Annotated in this window: 18 protein-coding genes; 7 read left to right on the top strand and 11 right to left on the bottom strand. The window is 61.0% G+C overall.

What is annotated here, in order from left to right:
• Window positions 1–57: 57 nt before the first annotated feature.
• The 4 genes from PSCI_RS08170 to PSCI_RS29015 form a co-directional block, all read right to left on the bottom strand.
• Window positions 58–306: a DUF6124 family protein gene (locus PSCI_RS08170; protein ID WP_045485101.1), complete on the bottom strand. Its 249-nt coding sequence runs from the start codon at window positions 304–306 to the stop codon at window positions 58–60.
• 332 nt (window positions 307–638) lie between these two features.
• On the bottom strand, window positions 639–1595 hold the full coding sequence (locus tag PSCI_RS08175; RefSeq protein WP_045485103.1) for a PDR/VanB family oxidoreductase: 957 nt from the start codon (window positions 1593–1595) through the stop codon (window positions 639–641).
• A gap of 18 nt (window positions 1596–1613) precedes the next feature.
• Window positions 1614–2672, bottom strand: a complete 1059-nt coding sequence (locus PSCI_RS08180; RefSeq protein ID WP_045485105.1) for an aromatic ring-hydroxylating oxygenase subunit alpha — start codon at window positions 2670–2672, stop codon at window positions 1614–1616.
• A gap of 103 nt (window positions 2673–2775) precedes the next feature.
• The gene (locus PSCI_RS29015; RefSeq protein ID WP_144403214.1) at window positions 2776–2970 is read right to left on the bottom strand and encodes a hypothetical protein; all 195 of its coding nucleotides are present in this window, start codon (window positions 2968–2970) and stop codon (window positions 2776–2778) included.
• A 120-nt stretch (window positions 2971–3090) separates the two neighbouring features.
• On the opposite strand from PSCI_RS29015, the gene PSCI_RS08185 reads away from it, so the two are divergent.
• The 5 genes from PSCI_RS08185 (at window position 3091) to PSCI_RS08205 (ending at window position 10028) form a co-directional block, all read left to right on the top strand.
• Window positions 3091–4398, top strand: coding sequence for a CitMHS family transporter (locus tag PSCI_RS08185; RefSeq protein WP_045485107.1), 1308 nt, complete (start codon window positions 3091–3093; stop codon window positions 4396–4398).
• 75 nt (window positions 4399–4473) lie between these two features.
• Window positions 4474–5220 (top strand): TerC family protein, encoded by a 747-nt coding sequence (locus tag PSCI_RS08190; RefSeq protein ID WP_045485109.1) that lies wholly within the window; start codon window positions 4474–4476, stop codon window positions 5218–5220.
• A 242-nt stretch (window positions 5221–5462) separates the two neighbouring features.
• Window positions 5463–7136 carry a Na/Pi cotransporter family protein gene (locus PSCI_RS08195; RefSeq protein WP_045485110.1) on the top strand — a complete coding sequence of 558 codons (1674 nt, stop codon included), beginning with the start codon at window positions 5463–5465 and terminating at the stop codon, window positions 7134–7136.
• Between the two features lie 203 nt (window positions 7137–7339).
• Window positions 7340–8725, top strand: coding sequence for a M16 family metallopeptidase (locus PSCI_RS08200; RefSeq protein ID WP_045485112.1), 1386 nt, complete (start codon window positions 7340–7342; stop codon window positions 8723–8725).
• Between the two features lie 61 nt (window positions 8726–8786).
• On the top strand, window positions 8787–10028 hold the full coding sequence (locus PSCI_RS08205; protein ID WP_045485113.1) for a DUF5924 family protein: 1242 nt from the start codon (window positions 8787–8789) through the stop codon (window positions 10026–10028).
• 3 nt (window positions 10029–10031) lie between these two features.
• Here the strand turns inward: PSCI_RS08205 and PSCI_RS08210 are convergent, their stop codons facing one another.
• From PSCI_RS08210 to PSCI_RS08235, 6 genes are all read right to left on the bottom strand, one after another.
• Window positions 10032–11273 carry a nucleoside recognition domain-containing protein gene (locus tag PSCI_RS08210; RefSeq protein WP_045494033.1) on the bottom strand — a complete coding sequence of 414 codons (1242 nt, stop codon included), beginning with the start codon at window positions 11271–11273 and terminating at the stop codon, window positions 10032–10034.
• A 187-nt stretch (window positions 11274–11460) separates the two neighbouring features.
• Window positions 11461–12792 carry a glutamate/aspartate:proton symporter GltP gene (gene gltP, locus PSCI_RS08215; RefSeq protein ID WP_045485116.1) on the bottom strand — a complete coding sequence of 444 codons (1332 nt, stop codon included), beginning with the start codon at window positions 12790–12792 and terminating at the stop codon, window positions 11461–11463.
• A 644-nt stretch (window positions 12793–13436) separates the two neighbouring features.
• Window positions 13437–13901 (bottom strand): inhibitor of vertebrate lysozyme family protein, encoded by a 465-nt coding sequence (locus PSCI_RS08220; protein ID WP_045485118.1) that lies wholly within the window; start codon window positions 13899–13901, stop codon window positions 13437–13439.
• A 1-nt stretch (window position 13902) separates the two neighbouring features.
• Entirely contained in the window at window positions 13903–14067 is a 165-nt protein-coding gene (locus tag PSCI_RS28500; RefSeq protein ID WP_025257796.1) for a DUF1328 domain-containing protein, read from the bottom strand.
• A 36-nt stretch (window positions 14068–14103) separates the two neighbouring features.
• Window positions 14104–14409, bottom strand: a complete 306-nt coding sequence (locus PSCI_RS08230; RefSeq protein WP_045485125.1) for a hypothetical protein — start codon at window positions 14407–14409, stop codon at window positions 14104–14106.
• 207 nt (window positions 14410–14616) lie between these two features.
• Complete coding sequence (locus PSCI_RS08235; protein ID WP_045485128.1) at window positions 14617–15462, bottom strand: BON domain-containing protein; 846 nt, start codon at window positions 15460–15462, stop codon at window positions 14617–14619.
• Window positions 15463–15676: 214 nt separating this feature from the next.
• Between PSCI_RS08235 and algB the strand changes: the two genes are divergently transcribed.
• Window positions 15677–17023 (top strand): sigma-54-dependent response regulator transcription factor AlgB, encoded by a 1347-nt coding sequence (gene algB / locus PSCI_RS08240; RefSeq protein WP_045485131.1) that lies wholly within the window; start codon window positions 15677–15679, stop codon window positions 17021–17023.
• 18 nt (window positions 17024–17041) lie between these two features.
• Window positions 17042–18829, top strand: coding sequence for a KinB sensor domain-containing domain (locus tag PSCI_RS08245; RefSeq protein ID WP_045485133.1), 1788 nt, complete (start codon window positions 17042–17044; stop codon window positions 18827–18829).
• Between the two features lie 43 nt (window positions 18830–18872).
• Here the strand turns inward: PSCI_RS08245 and PSCI_RS08250 are convergent, their stop codons facing one another.
• Complete coding sequence (locus PSCI_RS08250) at window positions 18873–19652, bottom strand: N-acetylmuramoyl-L-alanine amidase (protein ID WP_045485135.1); 780 nt, start codon at window positions 19650–19652, stop codon at window positions 18873–18875.
• Window positions 19653–19713: the final 61 nt, after the last annotated feature.

Raw genomic sequence — 19713 nt, forward strand, 5'->3', positions numbered from 1 at the left:
TCCCACCGGGGACATAAAGCACTTAACTGAACAGTACCGGGATATAGCCTGAACCTGTCAGGCCGGCAGTTGCTCCTCGGCCTGCACCGGCCATTGATCGAGCACCTGGTCCAGAGTCAGATGCGCCTGGGTAATCAGGTGCATCGAGGCCATGGCCAGATGGCGCGCCGGGCCTTGCAAGGCATCGGCGGTCTCGAAGGCGGTGGCGGTGGCGCAACGCAACAGCTCGACCGCATGGGCCACGCGGCATTCGAGGTGGGTCAGGGTTGAGGGGGTATCAGGTGGATCGGGAATCAATTTATCCATGGCGAACTCACTTATCTGAGCCACCGGATATCCGCTGCTAAACGAACAAGGGTGGCAGCTTTGACGCGGGTTAGCAGACCGGTGAGCTCGCAAAACCGGCGCACCCGAAGGTGCCCCACGCAAAGCCGCCATAAGCGGTACTGCGCGAGCAAGCTACAAACAGGCTGCTAAACCCGATCACTGATGTTCAGTGACGGACGCAGCCTAGTCGCGGGATTTTGCACGCGCAAGGGCTCGGGATTTTCTCGGAAATTTCCTTCAATAGAAAGAGAGGCGTCTTGCAATTACAGGTCGCCAACCGCCCGAAAATGCGCCCCGGCGCCCGCCCGCTGTTACAAATCCAGCACCAGCATCGCAGTCTTGGCACGCGAGCAGCAGGGCGTGAACTGGTTGTTCAGCGCCTGTTCTTCTTCGGTGAGGTACAGGTCGCGATGCTCCGGCACACCGTCGAGCACGCCGGTCAGGCAGGTGCCGCACACGCCTTGTTCGCACGACACCGCAATCTCGACACCATGACGCTCCAGCACCTGGACCACCGTCTGGTCCGCCGGGATCTCGAACTCCTGACCGCTGCTGGCGATCCTGACGCAAAAGCTGCCGTCGGCACTGGTGTCCACCGGTGCGGCGGCGAAGTATTCGCGGTGCAGGTTGGCCTCCTGCCAGCCCTGCTGGCGGGCGCTGTCGAGTACGTGCTGCATGAACCCACCCGGCCCGCACACGTACAGATGCACATCGGGCTGCGGCCCGGCCAGCACACTCAGGGCATCGAGCGCGGTAGCCGGCTCTTGATCGCTATGTAGAAACACCCGGTCAGCGAAACTTGAAGCGTGCAGGCGCTCGACAAACGCGGCGCGATCACGGGCGCGCACGCAGTAGTGCAGTTCAAAGTCGGCCCCGCTGCTCGCCAGTTGTTCGGCCATGCACAGAATCGGCGTGATACCGATGCCACCGGCAAACAGCAGGCTGCGCCGGGCATGTTCGGCCAGCGGGAACAGGTTGCGCGGCTCGCTGATGCGCAGCGCCATGCCGGCGCGCAGCAACTGGTGCATGGCCCTTGAGCCGCCTCGCGAGGCCGGGTCATCGAGTACACCAATAAGGTAGCGATGCTGCTCGGCGGGGTGGTTGCACAGCGAGTACTGGCGCAGCAGCCCGGATTCGCCGGGCACCTGCACCTCGATGTGCGCCCCGGCGCTGAAGGCCGGCAAGGGGCTGCGGTCGGCACGGGCCAGCTCGAAGCTGCAGATGCCCAGCGCTTCGTCGCGGCGGGAAATCACCATAACGTCGATCATGTGATTGGCTCCTGCAGCTTATTGGGCAGTGGCGATCAAGGCCGGGGCAGCGCTTTGTTCCTGAGCGATAATGCGCTCCAGAATCTTGCGCGACTGCACACCACCGGCGTCGATATTGAGCTTGAGCAGGTTGCGCGTCGGGTACTTGAGCAGGTTCTGTTGCTGGCGTTCGAGCATCTCCAGGTCTTCGCTGAAAATCTTGCCCTGGCCTTCGCGGATCGTGTCGGTCAGCGCCTGATCCTGCGGATTGAAGTTGCGTGCCATGCCCCAGAAGTACCAGATCGAGGTATCGCTCTCGGGGGTGATGAAGTCCACCACAATGCTGGATGCCTTGAACTGCGCGTCGGCGTGATAACCGCCGTTACCGGCATGGGCCACGCCCACCTCGATCAGCACATGGCTGGGCGGGGTGAAGCGGCAGATCTGCCAGCGGTCCACCGGCACATCGTCGGCCAGGTTGTTACCGCGCAGGGCCATGCGCCAGAACGGCGGGGCCATGATGTTTTCCATGTGCCGGGCGGTGATCACTTCATCACCCTGCACCTGAGTGACCGGCGCGGCTTCATCAATTTCTTTCTGGCCAATGCTGGAGGCGTGCACGTAGGTTTCGTGGGTCAGGTCCATCAGGTTGTCGATCATCAGCCGGTAATCGCAGCCGATATGAAACAACCCGCCGCCATAAGCCCACTGGTCACTGACCGCCCATTCCAGGTGAGGAATCAGCCCTGCATCGGCCTGCGTCTGATCACCGGGCCAGACCCAGATAAACCCGTAGCGCTCCACAGCCGCGAAAGTCTTGTTGCAAGGAAAGCCGCGCACCCGCTGGCCTGGCATCGCAGCCGTCTTGCCATCGGCGCCCATCACCAGGCCGTGATAGCCACAGACCAACTGGCCGTTCTCCACGTAACCCAGCGACAGCGGGGCACCGCGATGCGGACAAAAATCCTCGACCGCCACCACCTGGTTGTCCAGGCCGCGATAAAACACCATCTTCTCGCCACAGATCTGCCGACCCAGCGGCTTGTCGGCGATTTCGTCAGGGGTGCAAGCAACATACCAGGCGTTCATGGGGTACATGGTCAGGCTCTCCGGTCCGGATTTGTTTTTATTAGTGGATCCATTGAAATCCTGAGCCAGCTTTGAGTCAAGAATATATATCCGATAATCGCCCCAATTATCATCAATGGATCCATAGAGCCGATTGACGCGCAAAATCGACAAACGCCGAAGCACAGCGCAACGCTGAAAGGAAGTTGAAAGCTGGCTGAAAGCTTGGGGGATTAGGATCGCCTCCAGCACCGGCAAAAGACCGGTAAGCCAGGCCGACCGCACAGCCGTCGTCCGGACATTCAACAAGAATAACGGTGATTAACATGCTTGTTCCTACCTCCCTGTACACCTCCCTTGCGCCCCGACTCCAGACCACTGCTCGCTGAGCAGAACTGACTTTCATCTTTTCCGGTTTCCCTGACCGAAATACGTCTGGAGTATTGCCATGCTGACTTTCCTTGGCTTTGCCATGGTCATCGCCTTCATGTACCTGATCATGAGCAAGCGCATGACCGCGCTGATTGCCCTGATCATCGTCCCGATCATCTTTGCCCTGTTCGGTGGCTTCGGCCCGCAGATCGGCCCGATGATGCTCGCTGGTATCACCAAGCTGGCGCCCACCGGCGTCATGCTGATGTTCGCCATTCTCTACTTCGCCCTGATGATCGACTCGGGGCTGTTCGACCCGGCGGTGCGCAAGATCCTGAAAATGGTCAAGGGCGACCCGATGCGCATTTCCGTCGGCACCGCCGTACTGGCGCTGGTGGTTTCGCTGGACGGTGATGGCGCCACTACCTACATGATCTGCGTGGCCGCCATGCTGCCGCTTTACAGCCGTGTCGGCATGAGCCCACGGATCATGGCCGGCCTGATCATCCTCGCTGGCGGGATCATGAACATGACCCCATGGGGCGGCCCGACGGCTCGCGCAGCCAGTGCCCTGCATGTCGATGCCTCGGACATCTTCGTCCCGATGATCCCGGCCATGGCTGCCGGCGTGGTCTGCCTGCTGGCCATCTCTTACTTGTATGGCAAGCGCGAGCGGGCTCGTCTGGGCGTGCTGCAATTGCAGGGCGATGAAATCGATCACAGCGAAATCAGCGTGTCGCAATTCCCTGATGCCCGCCGTCCAAAACTGATCTGGTTCAACGGTGCCCTGACGTTCTGCCTGATGGTCACCCTGATCATGGGTCTGCTGCCGCTGCCAGTGCTGTTCATGGTGGCTTTCAGCATCGCGATGATCATCAACTACCCGAACCTGCAGGACCAGAAGGACCGCGTTTCGGCCCACGCCGGTAGCGTGTTGTCGGTAGTCGGCCTGATCTTCGCCGCCGGTATTTTCACCGGCATCCTGACCGGCACCGGCATGGTCGACGCCATGTCCAAGAGCCTGCTGGCGGTGATCCCTGAGGCCATGGGCCCTTACCTGGCGGTCATCACCGCGCTGGTGAGCATGCCGTTCACCTTCTTCATGTCCAATGACGCGTTCTACTACGGCGTCATGCCTGTGCTGGCCGAAGCCGCCTCGCACTACGGCATCAGCGCGGTAGAAATGGCCCGTGCTTCGATCGTTGGCCAGCCGGTGCACCTGCTCAGCCCACTGGTGCCTTCGACCTACCTGCTGGTTGCCCTGGCCGGTATCGATTTCGGTGACCACCAGCGCTTCACCCTCAAGTGGGCGATCCTGGTCTGCATGTGTATTCTGGTTGCCGCTGTCATGCTGGGTCTGTTCCCGCTGGTCAGCAGCGTCTGATTCAACCGCGTTTCAACCCCGAATCGCCGTCAGCTGTAGCTGGCGGCGATTTTTTATCGCCTGAGGAAACAACTGATGGAATGGCTACTCAACCCTGAAATATGGGTTGCTTTCTTGACCCTGACCGCCCTGGAAATCGTTCTGGGGATCGACAACATCATCATGATCTCGATCCTGGTCAGCCGCATGCCCAAAGCCATGCAAAAGCGCACCCGGCTGTTCGGCCTGGGCCTGGCCATGGTCACTCGCATCATGCTGCTGCTGTCGATCACCTGGATCATGCGCCTGACCACCGACCTGTTCAGCGTCTTCGGCCAGGGCATTTCCGGTCGTGACCTGATCCTGTTCTTCGGCGGCCTGTTCCTGCTGTGGAAAAGCTCCCAGGAAATCTTCCAGGGCATGGAAGGTGAAGAAGAGGCCGGCGACGAGCCCAAGGGCGCTGGCGGCATGTTCCTGGCAACCATCGTGCAGATCGCGATCATCGACATCGTGTTCTCGCTGGACTCGGTCATCACTGCGGTGGGCATGGTGTCCAACGTGCCGGTGATGGTCGCGGCGATCATCGTGGCGGTGCTGGTGATGATGCTCTGCTCCGGCGCCATCAGCGATTTCATCGACAAACATCCATCACTGAAGATGCTCGCCCTGTCGTTCCTGATGGTGGTCGGTACGGTGCTGATCGCCGAAGCCTTCGACATTCATGTGCCCAAAGGCTACGTGTACTTCGCCATGGCGTTCTCGCTGGCGGTTGAAGCGATCAACATCAAGATGCGCACCAGCCAGGCACGCAAGAAGGCCGAAGCGGCGCCAGCCGAAGCCTGAGGCTCGGCTAACCCGGCAGGAGCTGCTTCAGCCGCGAATTAGCCGCGAAGACCTTTCGCGGCTGAACCCTTCGCTGCTAAAGCAGCTCCTACCGGGCACAGGCCAGGGCGCCATTCATTACAGAATTGTTTCAATGCGTTGAGGCCTGTGCGATGCTGGCAGCACCGCACAAAGCGGTCTAAAGCTTTAGTAAAAACATTCCGCGTCGCTCGCTATTCACACCACCACAGGGGGCCTTGCATATGCTGACCCTGCTCGATCTATTGTCTGCCGTGGCCCTGCTGATCTGGGGCACGCACATTGTGCGTACCGGCATCCTGCGCGTATACGGCAGTCAGTTGCGCCGCGTGCTGGGCCATAACGTTGCACGTCGGCCGCTGGCCTTTCTCGCTGGCATCCTGGTCACCGCGCTGGTGCAGAGCAGCAACGCCACAGCCATGCTGGTGACATCCTTTGTCGGCCAGGGGCTGATGCGTCTGGCGCCGGCGCTGGCGATCATGCTGGGCGCCGATGTCGGCACCGCGCTGATGTCGCGGGTGTTGACCTTCGACCTGTCGTGGCTGTCGCCACTGCTGATCTTCCTCGGGGTGATCTTTTTTCTGTCGCGCAAGCAGACCCGCGCCGGCCAGTTGGGCAGGGTAGCCATCGGTCTGGGGCTGATCATCCTGGCGCTGCAACTGATCGTCAGCGCCGCCGCGCCGATCACCCAGGCCAGCGGAGTCAAGGTGCTGTTCGCCTCGCTGACCGGCGACTTCCTGCTCGATGCCCTGGTCGGTGCGCTGTTCGCGCTGATTTCCTATTCCAGCCTGGCGGCGGTGCTGCTGACCGCAACGCTGGCCGGTTCCGACATCATCAGCCTGCACGTGGCCATCGGTCTGGTGGTGGGGGCCAATATCGGCAGCGGTCTGCTGGCGTTCATGAGCACCAGCATGCAGAACGTACCCGGTCGCCAGGTGGCGCTGGGCAGCCTGCTATTCAAACTGCTGGGCCTGGTGCTGATCATCCCGGTGCTTGACCCGCTGGTGAACTGGCTCGACGAGCTGAGGCTCAAGCCACAGGAACTGGTGATCGGCTTTCATCTGGTCTACAACACCGCACGCTGCCTTTTGATGCTGCCCTTTGTCAGCCCCATGGCGCGCCTGTGCGCCAGCTTGCTGCAAGTGCCTGCCGAAACCGCAGGGCCGATCAAACCCAGGCATCTGGATCTGACCGCGCTGGCGACTCCCAGCCTGGCGCTGGCCAATGCGGTGCGTGAAACCCTGCGCATGGGCGACCTGCTGGAGAACATGCTGGGCGCCATGCAGGCCGTACTGCACGGCACCCAGACCGCTGTCACTCAGCAAGTGCGCAGCCTCAATGAGGATGTCGAGACCCTGTACAGCGGCATCAAGCTGTACCTGGCGCAGATGCCCCGAGAAGACCTGGGCGAACAGGACAATCGACGCTGGGCCGAAATCATTGAGCTGACCATCAACCTGGAGCTGGCCAGTGGCGTGATCGAGCGCATGCTGCGCAAGATCCAGCAGCAGAAAACCGCGCAGCAACGATCGTTTTCGGACGTCGGTCTGGAAGAGCTCACCGACCTGCACACCCAGTTGCAGGCCAATCTGCGTCTGGGCCTGTCGGTGTTTCTCAGCGGCGACCCGCATAGCGCCCGCCAGCTATTGAAGGAAAAACGCCAGTTCCGCGCTCTGGAACGGCGGCTGGCCCACGCCCATGTCAACCGTTTGCAACGCAAAGTGGTGCAAAGTATCGAGACCAGCTCGCTGCACCTGGAACTGATGGCTGACATGAAGCGCCTCAACTCGCTGTTCTGCAGCAGCGCCTACGCGGTACTGGAAACCGCCGACACGGGTGCACTGTCCAGCGACGGACCGGACGAGACGCCAGGCCAGGTAGGCGAACAATCGGTGTGAACCGAGCGGCGGCAGCGAAGTCTGTTTAGCAGGCCGTTGAAAAACGTAGGCGAGGCAGCCAGTGCAAGGCAAAAACAGGCGAAAAAGCGGAGTTTACGGGTTGTAAATGAGCATTTTGAGCCTGTTTTTAACGCAGCAATGGCAACGCAGGTAGTTTTTCAACAGCATGTCAATTCAACTGGCCCGCAAGGAAAAGCTGTCTCATGCGCTGCCTGCTGCTGATCTGGCTGTTGCTCTGTTCTCTTCCCAGCCTGGCCCTGGACCGTCTGCAAGCCCAGGGTTATCTGTTGCCCAACGGTTTGCAGGTGCTGCTCAAGCCCGGCTACGACAAGGGCCATGTGGCGATCCGGCTGATTGTCGGGGTGGGCTTTGATGACTTTGCCTGTGAGCACAAAGAACTGCCGCACCTGCTCGAACACTTGATGTTCAGCGGCATCGATGACAGCGGCGAAGGCGGTCTGGAGTCGCGCATGCAGGCGCTCGGTGGCGAGTGGAACGCCTTTACCAGCAACGCCGACACCACCTTTGTGATCGAGGCACCGGCGCGTAACCAGCGCAAGGTACTCGACCTGCTCATGCAGGTGCTGACCCACACCGAGCTGACCCAGAGCCGCCTGGACACGGTCAGGCGCATCGTTGCCCATGAAGACGGCGGCCACGCCTCGCGCCTGCAACGGCTGCTCGACCGGCGTGAGGCGGGCAGCAACGCCAGCAGCCAGGTGGCGAGCGAACTGGGCCTGAAGTGCGCCGACAGTCCGGACGTCGAGGCGGTCAGCCTGGAGCAGCTCGAAGATGCCCTGGCGACCTGGTACGCACCCAACAACATGACCCTGATCATGGTCGGTGACCTGGACAAGCTGCTGCCCGGCTACCTGGAACGGGTCTATGGCCGCCTGGCCGCCACCGAACCTGCCGAACACCCGACCCTGGACAGCGCGAAACAAGTGGCTGAACAACGCCGGGTACTGACCCGCGGGGTACTGGGCGAAAGTGCCCGGCTGCACCTGATCTTTCCCGAGCCCTTGCTGGATGAACAACACGATGAAACCTGGGAGCTGGTCCGGTCTTATCTGGAGTGGTCGCTGTACTCAGAACTGCGCCTGCAACAGGGGTTGTCCTACGGCCCTTCGGTCAGCCGCGAGGTGTTCAGCGACACCGGGCTGATGAGCCTGGACGCCGATGTCGAGCGCAGCGACCTGTTGCAAGCCGAACAGACCCTGCATGCGCTGCTTGAACGCTTGCAGCGTGACGGCCTGCAAGCTGCAACCTTCGAGCGCCTCAAACAAGCCGCCGTGTCCCGGCAGGCCTGGGCCGTGCAAGGCAACAGCGCGCTGGCCGACTATTACTGGGGCGCGCTCAACGATTACGAGAATGGCCGCTTTGCCGACCCGGCCAAGCGCATTCAGGCGGTCACCCTGGAGGGCGCCAACCGGGCCTTGCGTCAGTTACTCGAACAACCGGGCTACATCCGCATCGAGAAACCGCTGTTCAGTTACGACGATCTGTATTGGCTGGTCCTGGCTGCCGGAGTGCTGATGATCCTGCTGCTGGTCGGCGGGCTGCGTTATCGCCGTCAGCAACGGCTGTAGCGCTGCGCACTGCATTGCTATGCTTGGCGACTTTTTTCCACCCCTGCTGAAGTGAAGCCCAATGCCCCACTGGAATGTCCTCGTCACCCGCATCCTCGATCTGATGCGCCGCTATCCGGGCATCATTGCGGCGGGCGGATTCATCTCCGGGATCGTCAGCTTCATCATGGTCGACCGTCAGGCCGGGCTGGCCAGCTGGATCGCCGTGGTGATGATGCTCAGCTGGCTGTGGCTGATGGTCGAGAACAGCGTGGTGGGGTTGTTGCACCGAAAGTTCGGCAAGGAAATTCCGCAAGGATTGCTGCGTTACGGCACCCAGCTGATCCATCAGGAAAGCCTGTTCTTCGTCCTGCCGTTCTTTTTCATCACCACCACCTGGAACAGCGGCCAGGCGTTGTTCACGGCGCTGCTCGGTGCGGCCGGGCTGATCTCCATCGTCGACCCGCTGTACTACCGCTGGCTGGCACCGCGCCGCTGGCTGTTCCTGGCCTTGCATACCCTGACCCTGTTCGCCGCGATGCTCACCGCGCTGCCGATCATTCTCAACCTGACCACCACCGAGAGCTACAAACTGGCGCTCGGCACCGCGATTGTGCTGTCGATTCCCAGCCTGGCATCGAGCTTTCCGATCCGCACCTGGCGCAGTGGGGTGATGCTGGTGACCGTGATCCTGGCCGTGGGCAGCGCTGGCTGGCTGCTGCGCTCCTGGGTGCCACCGGCCACGCTGTGGCTGACCGAAGTGGCGGTGAGTACCGAGTTCGACAACAAAAGTCGCACACCGGGTGAAAGCATCCGCCAGATCAGCGCCGCTCAACTGCGCCGTGACGGCCTGTATGCCTACACCGCAATCAATGCCCCACGCGGCCTGCAAGAGCGCATTTACCATGTGTGGCGGCGCAACGGTGAAGAAGTGGACCGCATTGCCCTGAATATCAACGGCGGGCGCAAGGAGGGCTATCGCGCCTGGACCCACAAGCGCAATTTCCCGCAGGACGTGGCGGGCCGCTGGCAGGTTCGGGTGCTGACCGAGGACGGGCAGATGATCGGCGTACTGCGTTTTGAAGTGACCGACGCCGATCAACCGACCGTGACCCAGCCAAAAGGCCGGATCATCCAGCTCAAACCCGGTGGCGATGACGACGCTGCGCCTGCGGCATCCGAGCCCGGTGTTGCGGCGCCAGAACCGCAAACGGAGCCAGAGCCAGCACCGGAGCCAGCAGCAGAGCAACCGCCCGCCGCGACGCCTGAATCACAGCCGGCCCCGGAGCCGTCATCAGAGTCTGGACCTGCTGCGACGCCTTGATACTTAGCTGGCGGTGGCGCCAAAGAACCAGTAGCAGACCATGATCGCTGCCACCACGCCCGAAAACTCGGCCAGCAGCGCACAGCCCACGGCATGCCGGGCGCGCTGGATGCCGACCGCGCCGAAGTACACCGCCAGCACATAGAAGGTGGTTTCGGTGCTGCCCTGAATGGTCGCCGCCGCCAGCGCGGCAAAGCTGTCGACGCCCTGGTTCTGCATGGTTTCGATCAACAGCGCCCGCGCCGCGCTGCCGGAGAACGGTTTGACCAGCGCAGTGGGCAGCGAGTCGACAAAACGGGTATCCCAGCCCAGCCACTCGACCACGTGGCGAATGCCTTCCAGGCCGAAGTCCAGGGCACCGGAGGCGCGCAATACGCCCACCGCACAGAGCATCGCCACCAGATACGGCAGCAGGTTTTTGGCCACATCGAAACCTTCCTTGGCCCCTTCGACGAAGGTTTCATACACCTTGACCTTGCGCAGCGCGCCGATCACCAGAAACAACATGATCAGGCCGAACAGCGTGAGGTTGCCGAGAATCGATGACAGCCCGGCCAGCGCCGCAGCCGACAGCGTACCGAGAAAGGCCATGAAACCACCGAGCAGCAATGCACCTGGAATCAGGTAGGCCAGCACCACCGGGTCCCACAGCCGCAGGCGCTGCATGAACGCCACCGACAGCAGCCCGACAATGGTCGAGACACTGGTCGCCAGCAGGATCGGCAGGAACACCAGGGTCGGGTCAGGTGCGCCTTGCTGGGCGCGGTACATGAAGATGGTCACCGGCAACAGGGTCAGTGACGAGGCGTTGAGCACCAGAAACAGGATCTGCGCGTTGCTGGCGGTGGTCTGGCTGGGGTTGAGTTCTTGGAGTGCCTTCATGGCCTTGAGGCCGATCGGGGTCGCGGCATTGTCCAGCCCCAGACCGTTGGCGGCGAAGTTGAGGGTAATCAGGCCCAGCGCCGGATGGCCCGGCGGCACCTCCGGCATCAGCCGGGTGAACAGTGGGCTGAGCACCTTGCCCAGCCAGTCGACGATCCCGGCCTTCTCGGCAATGCGCAGAAAACCCAGCCACAGGGTGAGGGTGCCGAACAGCAGAACCATGACCTCCACCGACAGCTTGGCCATGGCAAAGATGCTCTCGACCATGCTGGCAAAGATCCCGGCATTGCCGCCGATCAACCATTGCGCCAGCGCGGCGACCATCGCCACGACGAAAAAACCAAGCCACAGGCCATTGAGCATCGGATACATCCCCCTTCAGACGACGGGGATGATAACGGGGGAGGTGTGCCGGAGGGAAATTGACGGGACGATCGCGATCCCCGTAGGAGCGGCCGGGCGGCGATCCGCTTTAGCCGCGAAGACCGCGAAGACCGGAAATACCGGGAAGACCGGGAAGACCGCAAAGGCTTCCCGGCTAAAGCCGGTCCTACTCAGCCGCAGGCTTGCCGACCGGCACCGGCTCGTTGCTGCGCCAGTGTGGCAGCGACTCCCAGTAGGCCTTGCCTTTGGCATCGTCGTACATGCCTTCCCAACGGGCGATGACTAGCACCGCCAGGGCGTTGCCGATCACGTTCAGGGCGGTACGTGCCATGTCCATGATGCGGTCGACACCGGCGATGAATGCCAGACCTTCCAGCGGAATACCGACACTGCCCAGGGTCGCCAACAGGACCACGAACGACACGCCCGGCACACCGGCGATACCTTTGGAGGTGACCATCAGGGTCAGGACCAGCATCAGCTGTTGGCCGAGCGACAGGTCAATACCGTACAGCTGGGCAATGAAGATCGCCGCGATGCTCTGGTACAGGGTCGAACCGTCGAGGTTGAACGAGTAACCGGTCGGGACCACGAAGCTGCAGATGGCTTTCGGCGCACCGTAGGCTTCCATCTTGCTGATTACCCGCGGCAGGGCGGTCTCGGAGCTGGCGGTGGAGTAGGCCAGGATCAGCTCATCCTTGAAGATGCGGATGATCTTCATGATCGAGAAGCCGAACATGCGGGCGATCAGGCCCAGCACCACGAAGGCAAAGAAAGCGATGGCGACGTAAACCAGGATCACCAGCTTGGCCAGCGGCAGCAGCGAGGCGAAACCGAAATTGGCTACGGTGACCGCGATCAGGGCGAACACACCGATCGGCGCGTAGGCCATGATCATGTGGGTGACCTTGAACATGGTTTCCGAGACGCCCTGGAACATCTTCACCAGCGGCTCGCGCACTTCGTTTTGCAGGCTGGCCAGGCCCATGCCGAACATCACCGAGAAGAAGATGATCGGCAGCATGTCGCCACGGGCAATGGCGGCGAAGATGTTGGACGGAATCAGGTTGAGGATGGTGGCAATGAACGCATGGTCATGCTGCACCTCGGCGGCGGTGGTCTTGTACTTGGAGATGTCCACCGTACCGAGCGAGCTCATGTCGATGCCGGCCCCAGGCTGGAACAGGTTGGCCAGCACCAGGCCCACAACGATGGCGACCGTGGTCACGATCTCGAAGTAGATAATGGTCTTCAGGCCAATGCTGCCGAGCTTCTTGGCATCGCCCACACCGGCAATCCCGACGATCAGCGAGGCCACGACGATGGGCACCACGATCATCTTGATCAGGCGAATGAAGATGTCACCTGCCGGTTGCAGGACGTTGCTGATCCACCAGGCCTTCTCGGCACTGAAATGGTTGAGCAGCGCGCCGATGGCGATACCCAGAACCAGACCGATCAGAATCTGCCATGCCAGACTCAGTTTTGCCTTCTTCATGTCATTACCTTTGTGCGAAGTGGCTTGGATCAGCTTGGGAACCGCGTGCCCGCCCTGCCTCATCCGCGGCAGACCGAAGTCGTGGAAGAAAGCCCCGCACTGTCCACAGAAAGTCACCGCGAAAGAGCATCCGGGCTCAAAGCAAGCGAAAAAAAGGCGCAACTATTCAGACGGGGCCAAGGCACGTCTAATGCCATAACCGCCTAAGTCATGCAGAATCGGCATATGATAACGGCAGAAATGCCCTGTTAAATGCTGTTAATGACGCTGGGAAAATGGCCTGGAGGTTGCTGGGCCGGTGCTTTCAGCCTGGCAATAGGAAAAAATGTCGCATGACACAACCTGAAAAGATTTGAGGACATTTTCTGCAGCAGTTTACGGATGTACGGCGGAACTCTTCAGCTTTGACGCAAGCACAAATAAAAAGCGCCATGCGGGTTTCGACGTCTGCGTATCGTCGAAAACGGCATGGCGGCTTCACCTGACCCGGCCCTCAGCGGAGGTACTCCCTGTACCCCTAGGTCGCACCGATCCGATCAATCAGTGCATCCCGGCCCCCTGGTCATGCACGTACTTCCTCCAGGAAGCCGTGCAGCGTTGATAAAGAAACGGTTTGACCGTCAGCGGCTTTACCACCCGTTCAGTCAGTACCAGTTCGGATCCTTGAGCAGTTGTTCCTCAAGCAGCGTCTTCGTTCCCTTATCGGGATTACCCAGATAGCGTTGGGTGGCGTGGCTTTTTGGCGACTTGTCGTTCGGCAAGCCAGCCGGCACCGTAACCAGCAGGGCGTAGATGTCTTTGCCGTCCAGGCTGCCAGCCACGATCAGACGCTGGCTGCGGCAGCTCTCGGCAGTCTCGCACAGCACCCCCACCCGATAGGGATCACCGTCCTGGGTGGTGGCGGTCATTGGCTCGGCAACGCCTGACAGGTTCATGACCCACTCAGGCAAGCGTTCCTCTTTTTGCACGGCCTGGGTCCAGGCCTGGCGGTAATCGGAGGAACTGCTCAGCAATTCGTTAACACGCACCTGACCATCGTTGGCGGCCAGGGTGGCGGCGCTACCGCCCATTAACAGGGCGGCGGCCAGCAGATGAGTCAGGTTACGCATGTCAGCCTCTACCGCGACGGCCGAAGAAAAACGACACCACGAACATGACCAGGAACACGATGAACAGAATCTTCGCGATACCGGTTGCCGTACCCGCAATACCACCGAAGCCCAGTACGGCTGCAACGATAGCGATGATCAAGAATGTAATAGCCCAGCTCAACATAGTGATACTCCTTACTACTGTGGGAATCCGATCAGGTCAGAAGACCCAACGCGACTGTTGAGGCAGGCGCGCCAGACTGTCCTGAGAAACAACACGATCGACCTGCACCGGAGCGCGCGCCCAACCCTGGCTGTCCACGGTCGAGACCGATGTACGCGCCTGGCTCAGCGAGAGGCTTTGGGAAATCAGCGACTGACGCAGCGCAGCCGCTTCACGATTTTGCTCATGCAGTTGCCACTGTTGGGTGGCAAGCAACACCAGCAGGAGCACCAGGCTGGCGAAAAGACCTTGCTGTACCCGCAGGGGCGAAATACGCAATTGGGCAAGACGCTGGCTGTTCATGTGCTCAATCCCTCTACCGTTCTTGTCGACCGGATGTTCCGGCCTTTGTCGATAGGGATATTGCAGACCGCATGCCAGCTTTAAATCAAAAATAAAGGCTTATAAATCAACAACTTAAAAACATACAAAATTCTCTGTGGCGCGCAAGCTGCACGATCGACGCTGTGGCATCGTGCGTTCTGCACGAATGCCACATGCGTGTTGTGGTCAGCCAGTACTGCGCGCCATGACTTTCAAGGCGTCGGCATTGACGCCCTTTACCCCACGGATATTGCGAGCGATCTCAACCGCCAGCTCCTTTTCCGCAAAGTTGGCCACCATGCCATTGAGTGTCACCACGCCCTCCCTGGTATCGACCTTGATACCCAGGCCGTCGATGTTGCGGCTGTAGATAAGGCTGGACTTGACCTTGCTGGTAACCCAGGCGTCACTCATCTGCTCGGTGGTACTGAGCGCCTGTGGCTGGGTCTTGGCGGCAATCGAGTCAGCGGCACTGATGCTGATCAGGTTATTTACACTGGCCACGCCATCGGTATTGGTCGCCAGATTGCCGGCCAGCTCTTTGGCTTCAGGGCTTTGCGCCCGGCCCTTGAGCGTGACCACCCCCTGATCACTGGTCACGTCGATTTCCAGCCCTTGGGTGACGTTGCTCCACAACAGCTTGGATTTGATCGTCGCCACCAGTGTGGCGTCTTCGAAACGCTGGGCCAGGCCATTGCGGGCATCCGCCTCGGTAGCCACCGCCGGGTCGATCTGCAACTGGTTATCGACCTTGTCGATGCCTTCGACATCCAGTGCGATCCGTTCGGCCAGCTCCCGCTCGACTTCATTCTCGACCTTGCCAGACAACCGGGCGGTGCCTTTTTCGACCGCCACCTTGATATCGAACGCACTCAAGTGCCGGTTCAAGGCAAAAGCGGTCCAGATCGAGCCCTCCTGGCGCGCCTCGATCAACGGGCCGGTTTCGCCCTGGGCAGCGCTGGCCAGCAGTGGATGGGCACCCAGCACGGCGAGTGTCGCGGTGGCCAGGACGATGTTCTTCAGCGGATGCATGACGTTCTCCTTTGCAGGTCTGTCAGGCCGCCTGGCTCGGGTTAATGCTGCTACCAGGCGGTTTTCACGACAGCAGGACAGCCAAATCCGCCAGTTAGCCAAGGCCGAAGCAGATAGCTACCATGCTTGCCGCATAATCAATCAGAATTGACCATGCAACTTGCCCGATGATTCCGAGACTAACCAAGACTATTCACTTAGGAGCGTAGGAAAAATGGAAGCAGCCACTGAGAATCAGGGCCGTATTCTGCTTGTGGACGACGAGTCCGCGATCCTTCGCACCTTCCGGTATTGCCTGGAAGACGAGGGCTACAGCGTAGCCACGGCCAACAGCGCGGCACAGGCCGATGCCCTGATGCAGCGCCAGGTCTTTGATTTGTGTTTCCTGGATTTACGGTTGGGCGAAGACAACGGGCTGGATGTATTGGCACAGATGCGCGTGCAGGCGCCATGGATGCGTGTCGTGATCGTCACCGCGCACTCTGCCGTCGACACCGCCGTGGACGCGATTCGCGCCGGCGCGGCCGATTATCTGGTCAAACCGTGCAGCCCCGACCAATTGCGCCTGGCCACCGCCAAGCAGCTTGAAGTGCGTCAACTGTCGGCTCGCCTGGAGGCACTGGAAGGCGAGATCCGCAAGCCCAAAGACGGCCTGGACTCGCACAGCCCGGTGATGATGGGCATTCTGGAAACGGCGCGGCAGGTGGCGGTCACCGATGCCAACATCCTGATCCTGGGTGAGTCGGGCACCGGTAAAGGCGAGCTGGCCCGGGCCATTCACGGCTGGAGCAAGCGCGCCAAAAAGTCCTGCGTGACCATCAACTGCCCGTCGCTGACCGCAGAACTGATGGAAAGCGAGCTGTTCGGTCATAGCCGCGGGGCGTTCACCGGCGCCAGTGAAAGCACTCTGGGGCGGGTCAACCAGGCCGACGGCGGCACCTTGTTCCTCGACGAGATCGGTGATTTCCCGCTGACCTTGCAACCCAAGCTGTTGCGCTTCATTCAAGACAAGGAATACGAGCGGGTCGGCGACCCGGTCACCCGCCGCGCCGATGTACGAATTCTGGCGGCCACCAATCTCAATCTCGAAGACATGGTGCGCAGCGGCAAATTTCGTGAAGACCTGCTGTACCGCCTGAACGTCATCACCCTGACCTTGCCGGCCCTGCGTGAGCGTGGCGAAGACATCCTGACCCTGGCCGACCGCTTTCTGGCGCGCTTCGTCAAGGAATACGCCCGCCCGGCACGGGGCTTCAGCGAAGAAGCACGCAGTGCGCTGCTCAACTACCGCTGGCCCGGCAATATCCGCGAGCTGCGCAACGTGATCGAGCGCGCCAGCATCATCTGCCCGCAGGAGCGTGTTGAAGTCACCCACCTGGGCATGGGCGAGCAGCCGGTCAGCAATGCACCACGGGTCGGCGCCGCGATGAGCCTCGATGAACTGGAAAAGGCCCACATCGGAGCGGTACTGGCGACCAGTGACACACTGGACCAGGCGGCCAAGACGCTGGGTATCGATGCCTCGACGCTGTATCGCAAACGCAAGCAGTACAACCTGTAAGTCAGTAATTGGTGTCACATGAAGTTGGCAATGAAATTGCGCACACGCCTGTTTCTGAGTATCTCGGCCCTGATCACAGTGGCCCTGCTCGGGCTGGTTCTGGGTCTGGTCAGTGTCATGCAGATGGCACGGACTCAGGAGTCGATGATCCAGCACAACTTCGTGACTCTGGATCTGGGCCTCAAGCTGCGTCAGAACCTGGGCGATCAGTTGGTCATGATGCTCGACTCCGAACCCAACCCGCAGGCACTGGCGACGCTCCAGACCCAGTTCGAAGGGTTGCTGGCCCAAGGTGTCGAGCACGAGCGGCTGAGAACCGGCACCCACGGTTTTGAACAGACCCAGCAGTTCTATCAGCAATTCATCCAGGCCTACCGCAACAACAGCGAGGGCGGCCTGAGCATCCGCAAGAACCCTGAGCTGAGTGCCAGCTTCAACAACCTGCGCAATGACTTGCTGGGCGCCTATCGCAGCGCCCTGGACAACATCAACGCGGCCGAGCGTGATTCACGCGAGCGCGCGTACTGGATCGCCGGGCTGCTCAGCCTGGTTGCTCTGGCCGTGCTGTGCATCGGGTTTGTCACTGCGCATGGCATCGCCCGCCGCTTTGGTGCACCGATCGAAGCCCTGGCCAAGGCCGCCGACAAGATCGGCCAGGGCGATTTTGACGTCACCCTGCCTATTTCACCGGCAGCGGAGATGAACCTGCTGACCCGCCGCTTCGGCCTGATGGCCGAGGCGCTGCGCAAACACCAGGCCACCAATATCGACGAACTGCTGGCTGGCCAGCAACGCCTGCAAGCGGTGCTCGACAGCATTGACGACGGCCTGTTGATGATCGACCGCCAGGGCCAGCTTGAGCACCTCAATCCGGTCGCCCAGCGCCAGCTTGGCTGGGACGAAAGCCGCCTCGGTCAACGCCCCGGCGAAGCGCTGGCACGCCCGGAGCTGGACGAAGAAATTCTCCTCAACCTGCGCGGCGGCACGCTGGAGCGCGCCCCGGAAGATCTGTGCATCGAGATCGACGGCGAATCACGGCTGCTGACCTACAGCCTGACCCCGGTCAGCCATAGCGCCGGGCACATTCTCGGCGCGGTGATGGTCCTGCATGATGTGACCGAGCAGCGCGCCTTCGAGCGGGTGCGCAGCGAGTTCGTGCTGCGCGCCTCCCACGAACTGCGCACCCCGGTCACCGGCATGCACATGGCCTTCGGTCTTTTGCAAGAACGGGTGCATTTCGCCGAAGAAAGCCGCGAGACCGACCTGTTCAATACGGTCAAGGAAGAGATGCAGCGCCTGATGCAACTGATCAACGACCTGCTGAACTTCTCCCGCTACCAAAGCGGCCTGCAGAAACTCAAGCTGGCGCCGTGCGCCATCGATGACTTGCTCGAAGAGGCGCGCCAGCGCTTTATTGATCGCGCCCAGGAACAGAGCATCATTCTCCAGCTCGACCTGCAAGAAAATATCCCGCGCCTGCACGCCGACCAGTCACAACTGGAGCGGGTACTGGACAACCTGCTGGACAACGCCTTGCGCCACACCCCGGAAAACGGCCTGATCCGCCTGCAGGCCCGGCGTCATGGTGAACGGGCGATCATCAGTGTCGAAGACAGCGGCGAAGGCATTGCGTACGGCAATCAGGCGCGGATCTTCGAGCCGTTTGTCCAGGTCGGCCGCAAGAAGGGCGGCGCGGGCCTGGGGCTGGCCCTGTGCAAGGAAATCGTCCAGTTGCATGGTGGACGCATGGGCGTGTATTCACGGCCGGGCCAAGGCACCCAGTTCTATATGGCCTTGCCATTCTGACCGCCAGCCGGGTGCCGCCCGGCCGGTCCGACGGGGCCGTGCTTCAGCGCTGGCTGTTGAGCACCTGCAACATCGCCGCACTCTGCGCATCCGGTTCGCCGTCGAAACGTTGCGGGCGAAAGCGCATCTGGAAGGCGGCCAGTACATTGCGGGTTTCGGTGTCCAGCACGCCGGTCTGCGGAGTGCTGTAGCCGACTCTGGCCAACTGCTGCTGGAACCACAGGATGTCTGGCAGGCGCACGGCAAACAGTGCCTGCTGGCTGGCGACCAGACGCTCGTCAGGCCAGATACCCAAGCCTTCCTGGGCCAGCCGCTTCCAGGGGAACAATGGTCCCGGGTCGAGCTTACGCATCGGCGCAATATCGCTGTGGCCAATGATGTGCTTTGGCTCGATTCCGTTGCGCTTGACGATATCCTTGAGCAAGACAATCAGCGACTGGATCTGCGCTTCACTGTAGGGGTACCACAGCCGCCCGTTCGGGCCTTCGGTAAAGCCGGGGTTGACGATCTCAATGCCGATCGACGAGGAGTTGAGCCAGGTGCGTCCGTCCCACTGGCTGTCGCCGGCGTGCCAGGCGCGGGCATTTTCATCGACCAGTTTGAATATGGTGGCCCGGCTATCGTCGCCAATCAGGTAATGACTGCTGACCTGGCCGCTGGTCAGCAGTTGCAGCGAGCGCTCCTGAGACGCCGAGGTGTAGTGCAGGATGACGTACTGGATACGGTTATCGAAATTCTTCGAGGGGTGGCTGGTGTCCAGCCGGGGGCCGCTAGCGCAGGCACTGAGAACCAGAAGGGATACAACAGCGAAAAACAGCTTCATGACATCCAACTATTCAAAAATCATAACGGAACGGGCGCAGATCGCCCGATGATTGAAAACC

This window comes from Pseudomonas sp. StFLB209, assembly GCF_000829415.1.
Lineage (GTDB): Bacteria > Pseudomonadota > Gammaproteobacteria > Pseudomonadales > Pseudomonadaceae > Aquipseudomonas.

Excerpts from the sequence above, each read along its gene's own strand:
- PSCI_RS08205 (WP_045485113.1), top strand. The coding sequence starts at position 8,787 with ATGCCCCACTGGAATGTCCTCGTCACCCGCATCCTCGATCTGATGCGC.
- PSCI_RS28500 (WP_025257796.1), bottom strand. The coding sequence starts at position 14,067 with ATGTTGAGCTGGGCTATTACATTCTTGATCATCGCTATCGTTGCAGCC.
- PSCI_RS08235 (WP_045485128.1), bottom strand. The coding sequence starts at position 15,462 with ATGCATCCGCTGAAGAACATCGTCCTGGCCACCGCGACACTCGCCGTG.
- PSCI_RS08245 (WP_045485133.1), top strand. The coding sequence starts at position 17,042 with ATGAAGTTGGCAATGAAATTGCGCACACGCCTGTTTCTGAGTATCTCG.
- PSCI_RS08195 (WP_045485110.1), top strand. The coding sequence starts at position 5,463 with ATGCTGACCCTGCTCGATCTATTGTCTGCCGTGGCCCTGCTGATCTGG.
- PSCI_RS08180 (WP_045485105.1), bottom strand. The coding sequence starts at position 2,672 with ATGTACCCCATGAACGCCTGGTATGTTGCTTGCACCCCTGACGAAATC.
- PSCI_RS08170 (WP_045485101.1), bottom strand. The coding sequence starts at position 306 with ATGGATAAATTGATTCCCGATCCACCTGATACCCCCTCAACCCTGACC.
- PSCI_RS08175 (WP_045485103.1), bottom strand. The coding sequence starts at position 1,595 with ATGATCGACGTTATGGTGATTTCCCGCCGCGACGAAGCGCTGGGCATC.
- PSCI_RS08250 (WP_045485135.1), bottom strand. The coding sequence starts at position 19,652 with ATGAAGCTGTTTTTCGCTGTTGTATCCCTTCTGGTTCTCAGTGCCTGC.
- PSCI_RS29015 (WP_144403214.1), bottom strand. The coding sequence starts at position 2,970 with ATGTTAATCACCGTTATTCTTGTTGAATGTCCGGACGACGGCTGTGCG.
- gltP (WP_045485116.1), bottom strand. The coding sequence starts at position 12,792 with ATGAAGAAGGCAAAACTGAGTCTGGCATGGCAGATTCTGATCGGTCTG.
- PSCI_RS08185 (WP_045485107.1), top strand. The coding sequence starts at position 3,091 with ATGCTGACTTTCCTTGGCTTTGCCATGGTCATCGCCTTCATGTACCTG.
- PSCI_RS08200 (WP_045485112.1), top strand. The coding sequence starts at position 7,340 with ATGCGCTGCCTGCTGCTGATCTGGCTGTTGCTCTGTTCTCTTCCCAGC.
- algB (WP_045485131.1), top strand. The coding sequence starts at position 15,677 with ATGGAAGCAGCCACTGAGAATCAGGGCCGTATTCTGCTTGTGGACGAC.
- PSCI_RS08220 (WP_045485118.1), bottom strand. The coding sequence starts at position 13,901 with ATGCGTAACCTGACTCATCTGCTGGCCGCCGCCCTGTTAATGGGCGGT.
- PSCI_RS08230 (WP_045485125.1), bottom strand. The coding sequence starts at position 14,409 with ATGAACAGCCAGCGTCTTGCCCAATTGCGTATTTCGCCCCTGCGGGTA.
- PSCI_RS08210 (WP_045494033.1), bottom strand. The coding sequence starts at position 11,273 with ATGCTCAATGGCCTGTGGCTTGGTTTTTTCGTCGTGGCGATGGTCGCC.
- PSCI_RS08190 (WP_045485109.1), top strand. The coding sequence starts at position 4,474 with ATGGAATGGCTACTCAACCCTGAAATATGGGTTGCTTTCTTGACCCTG.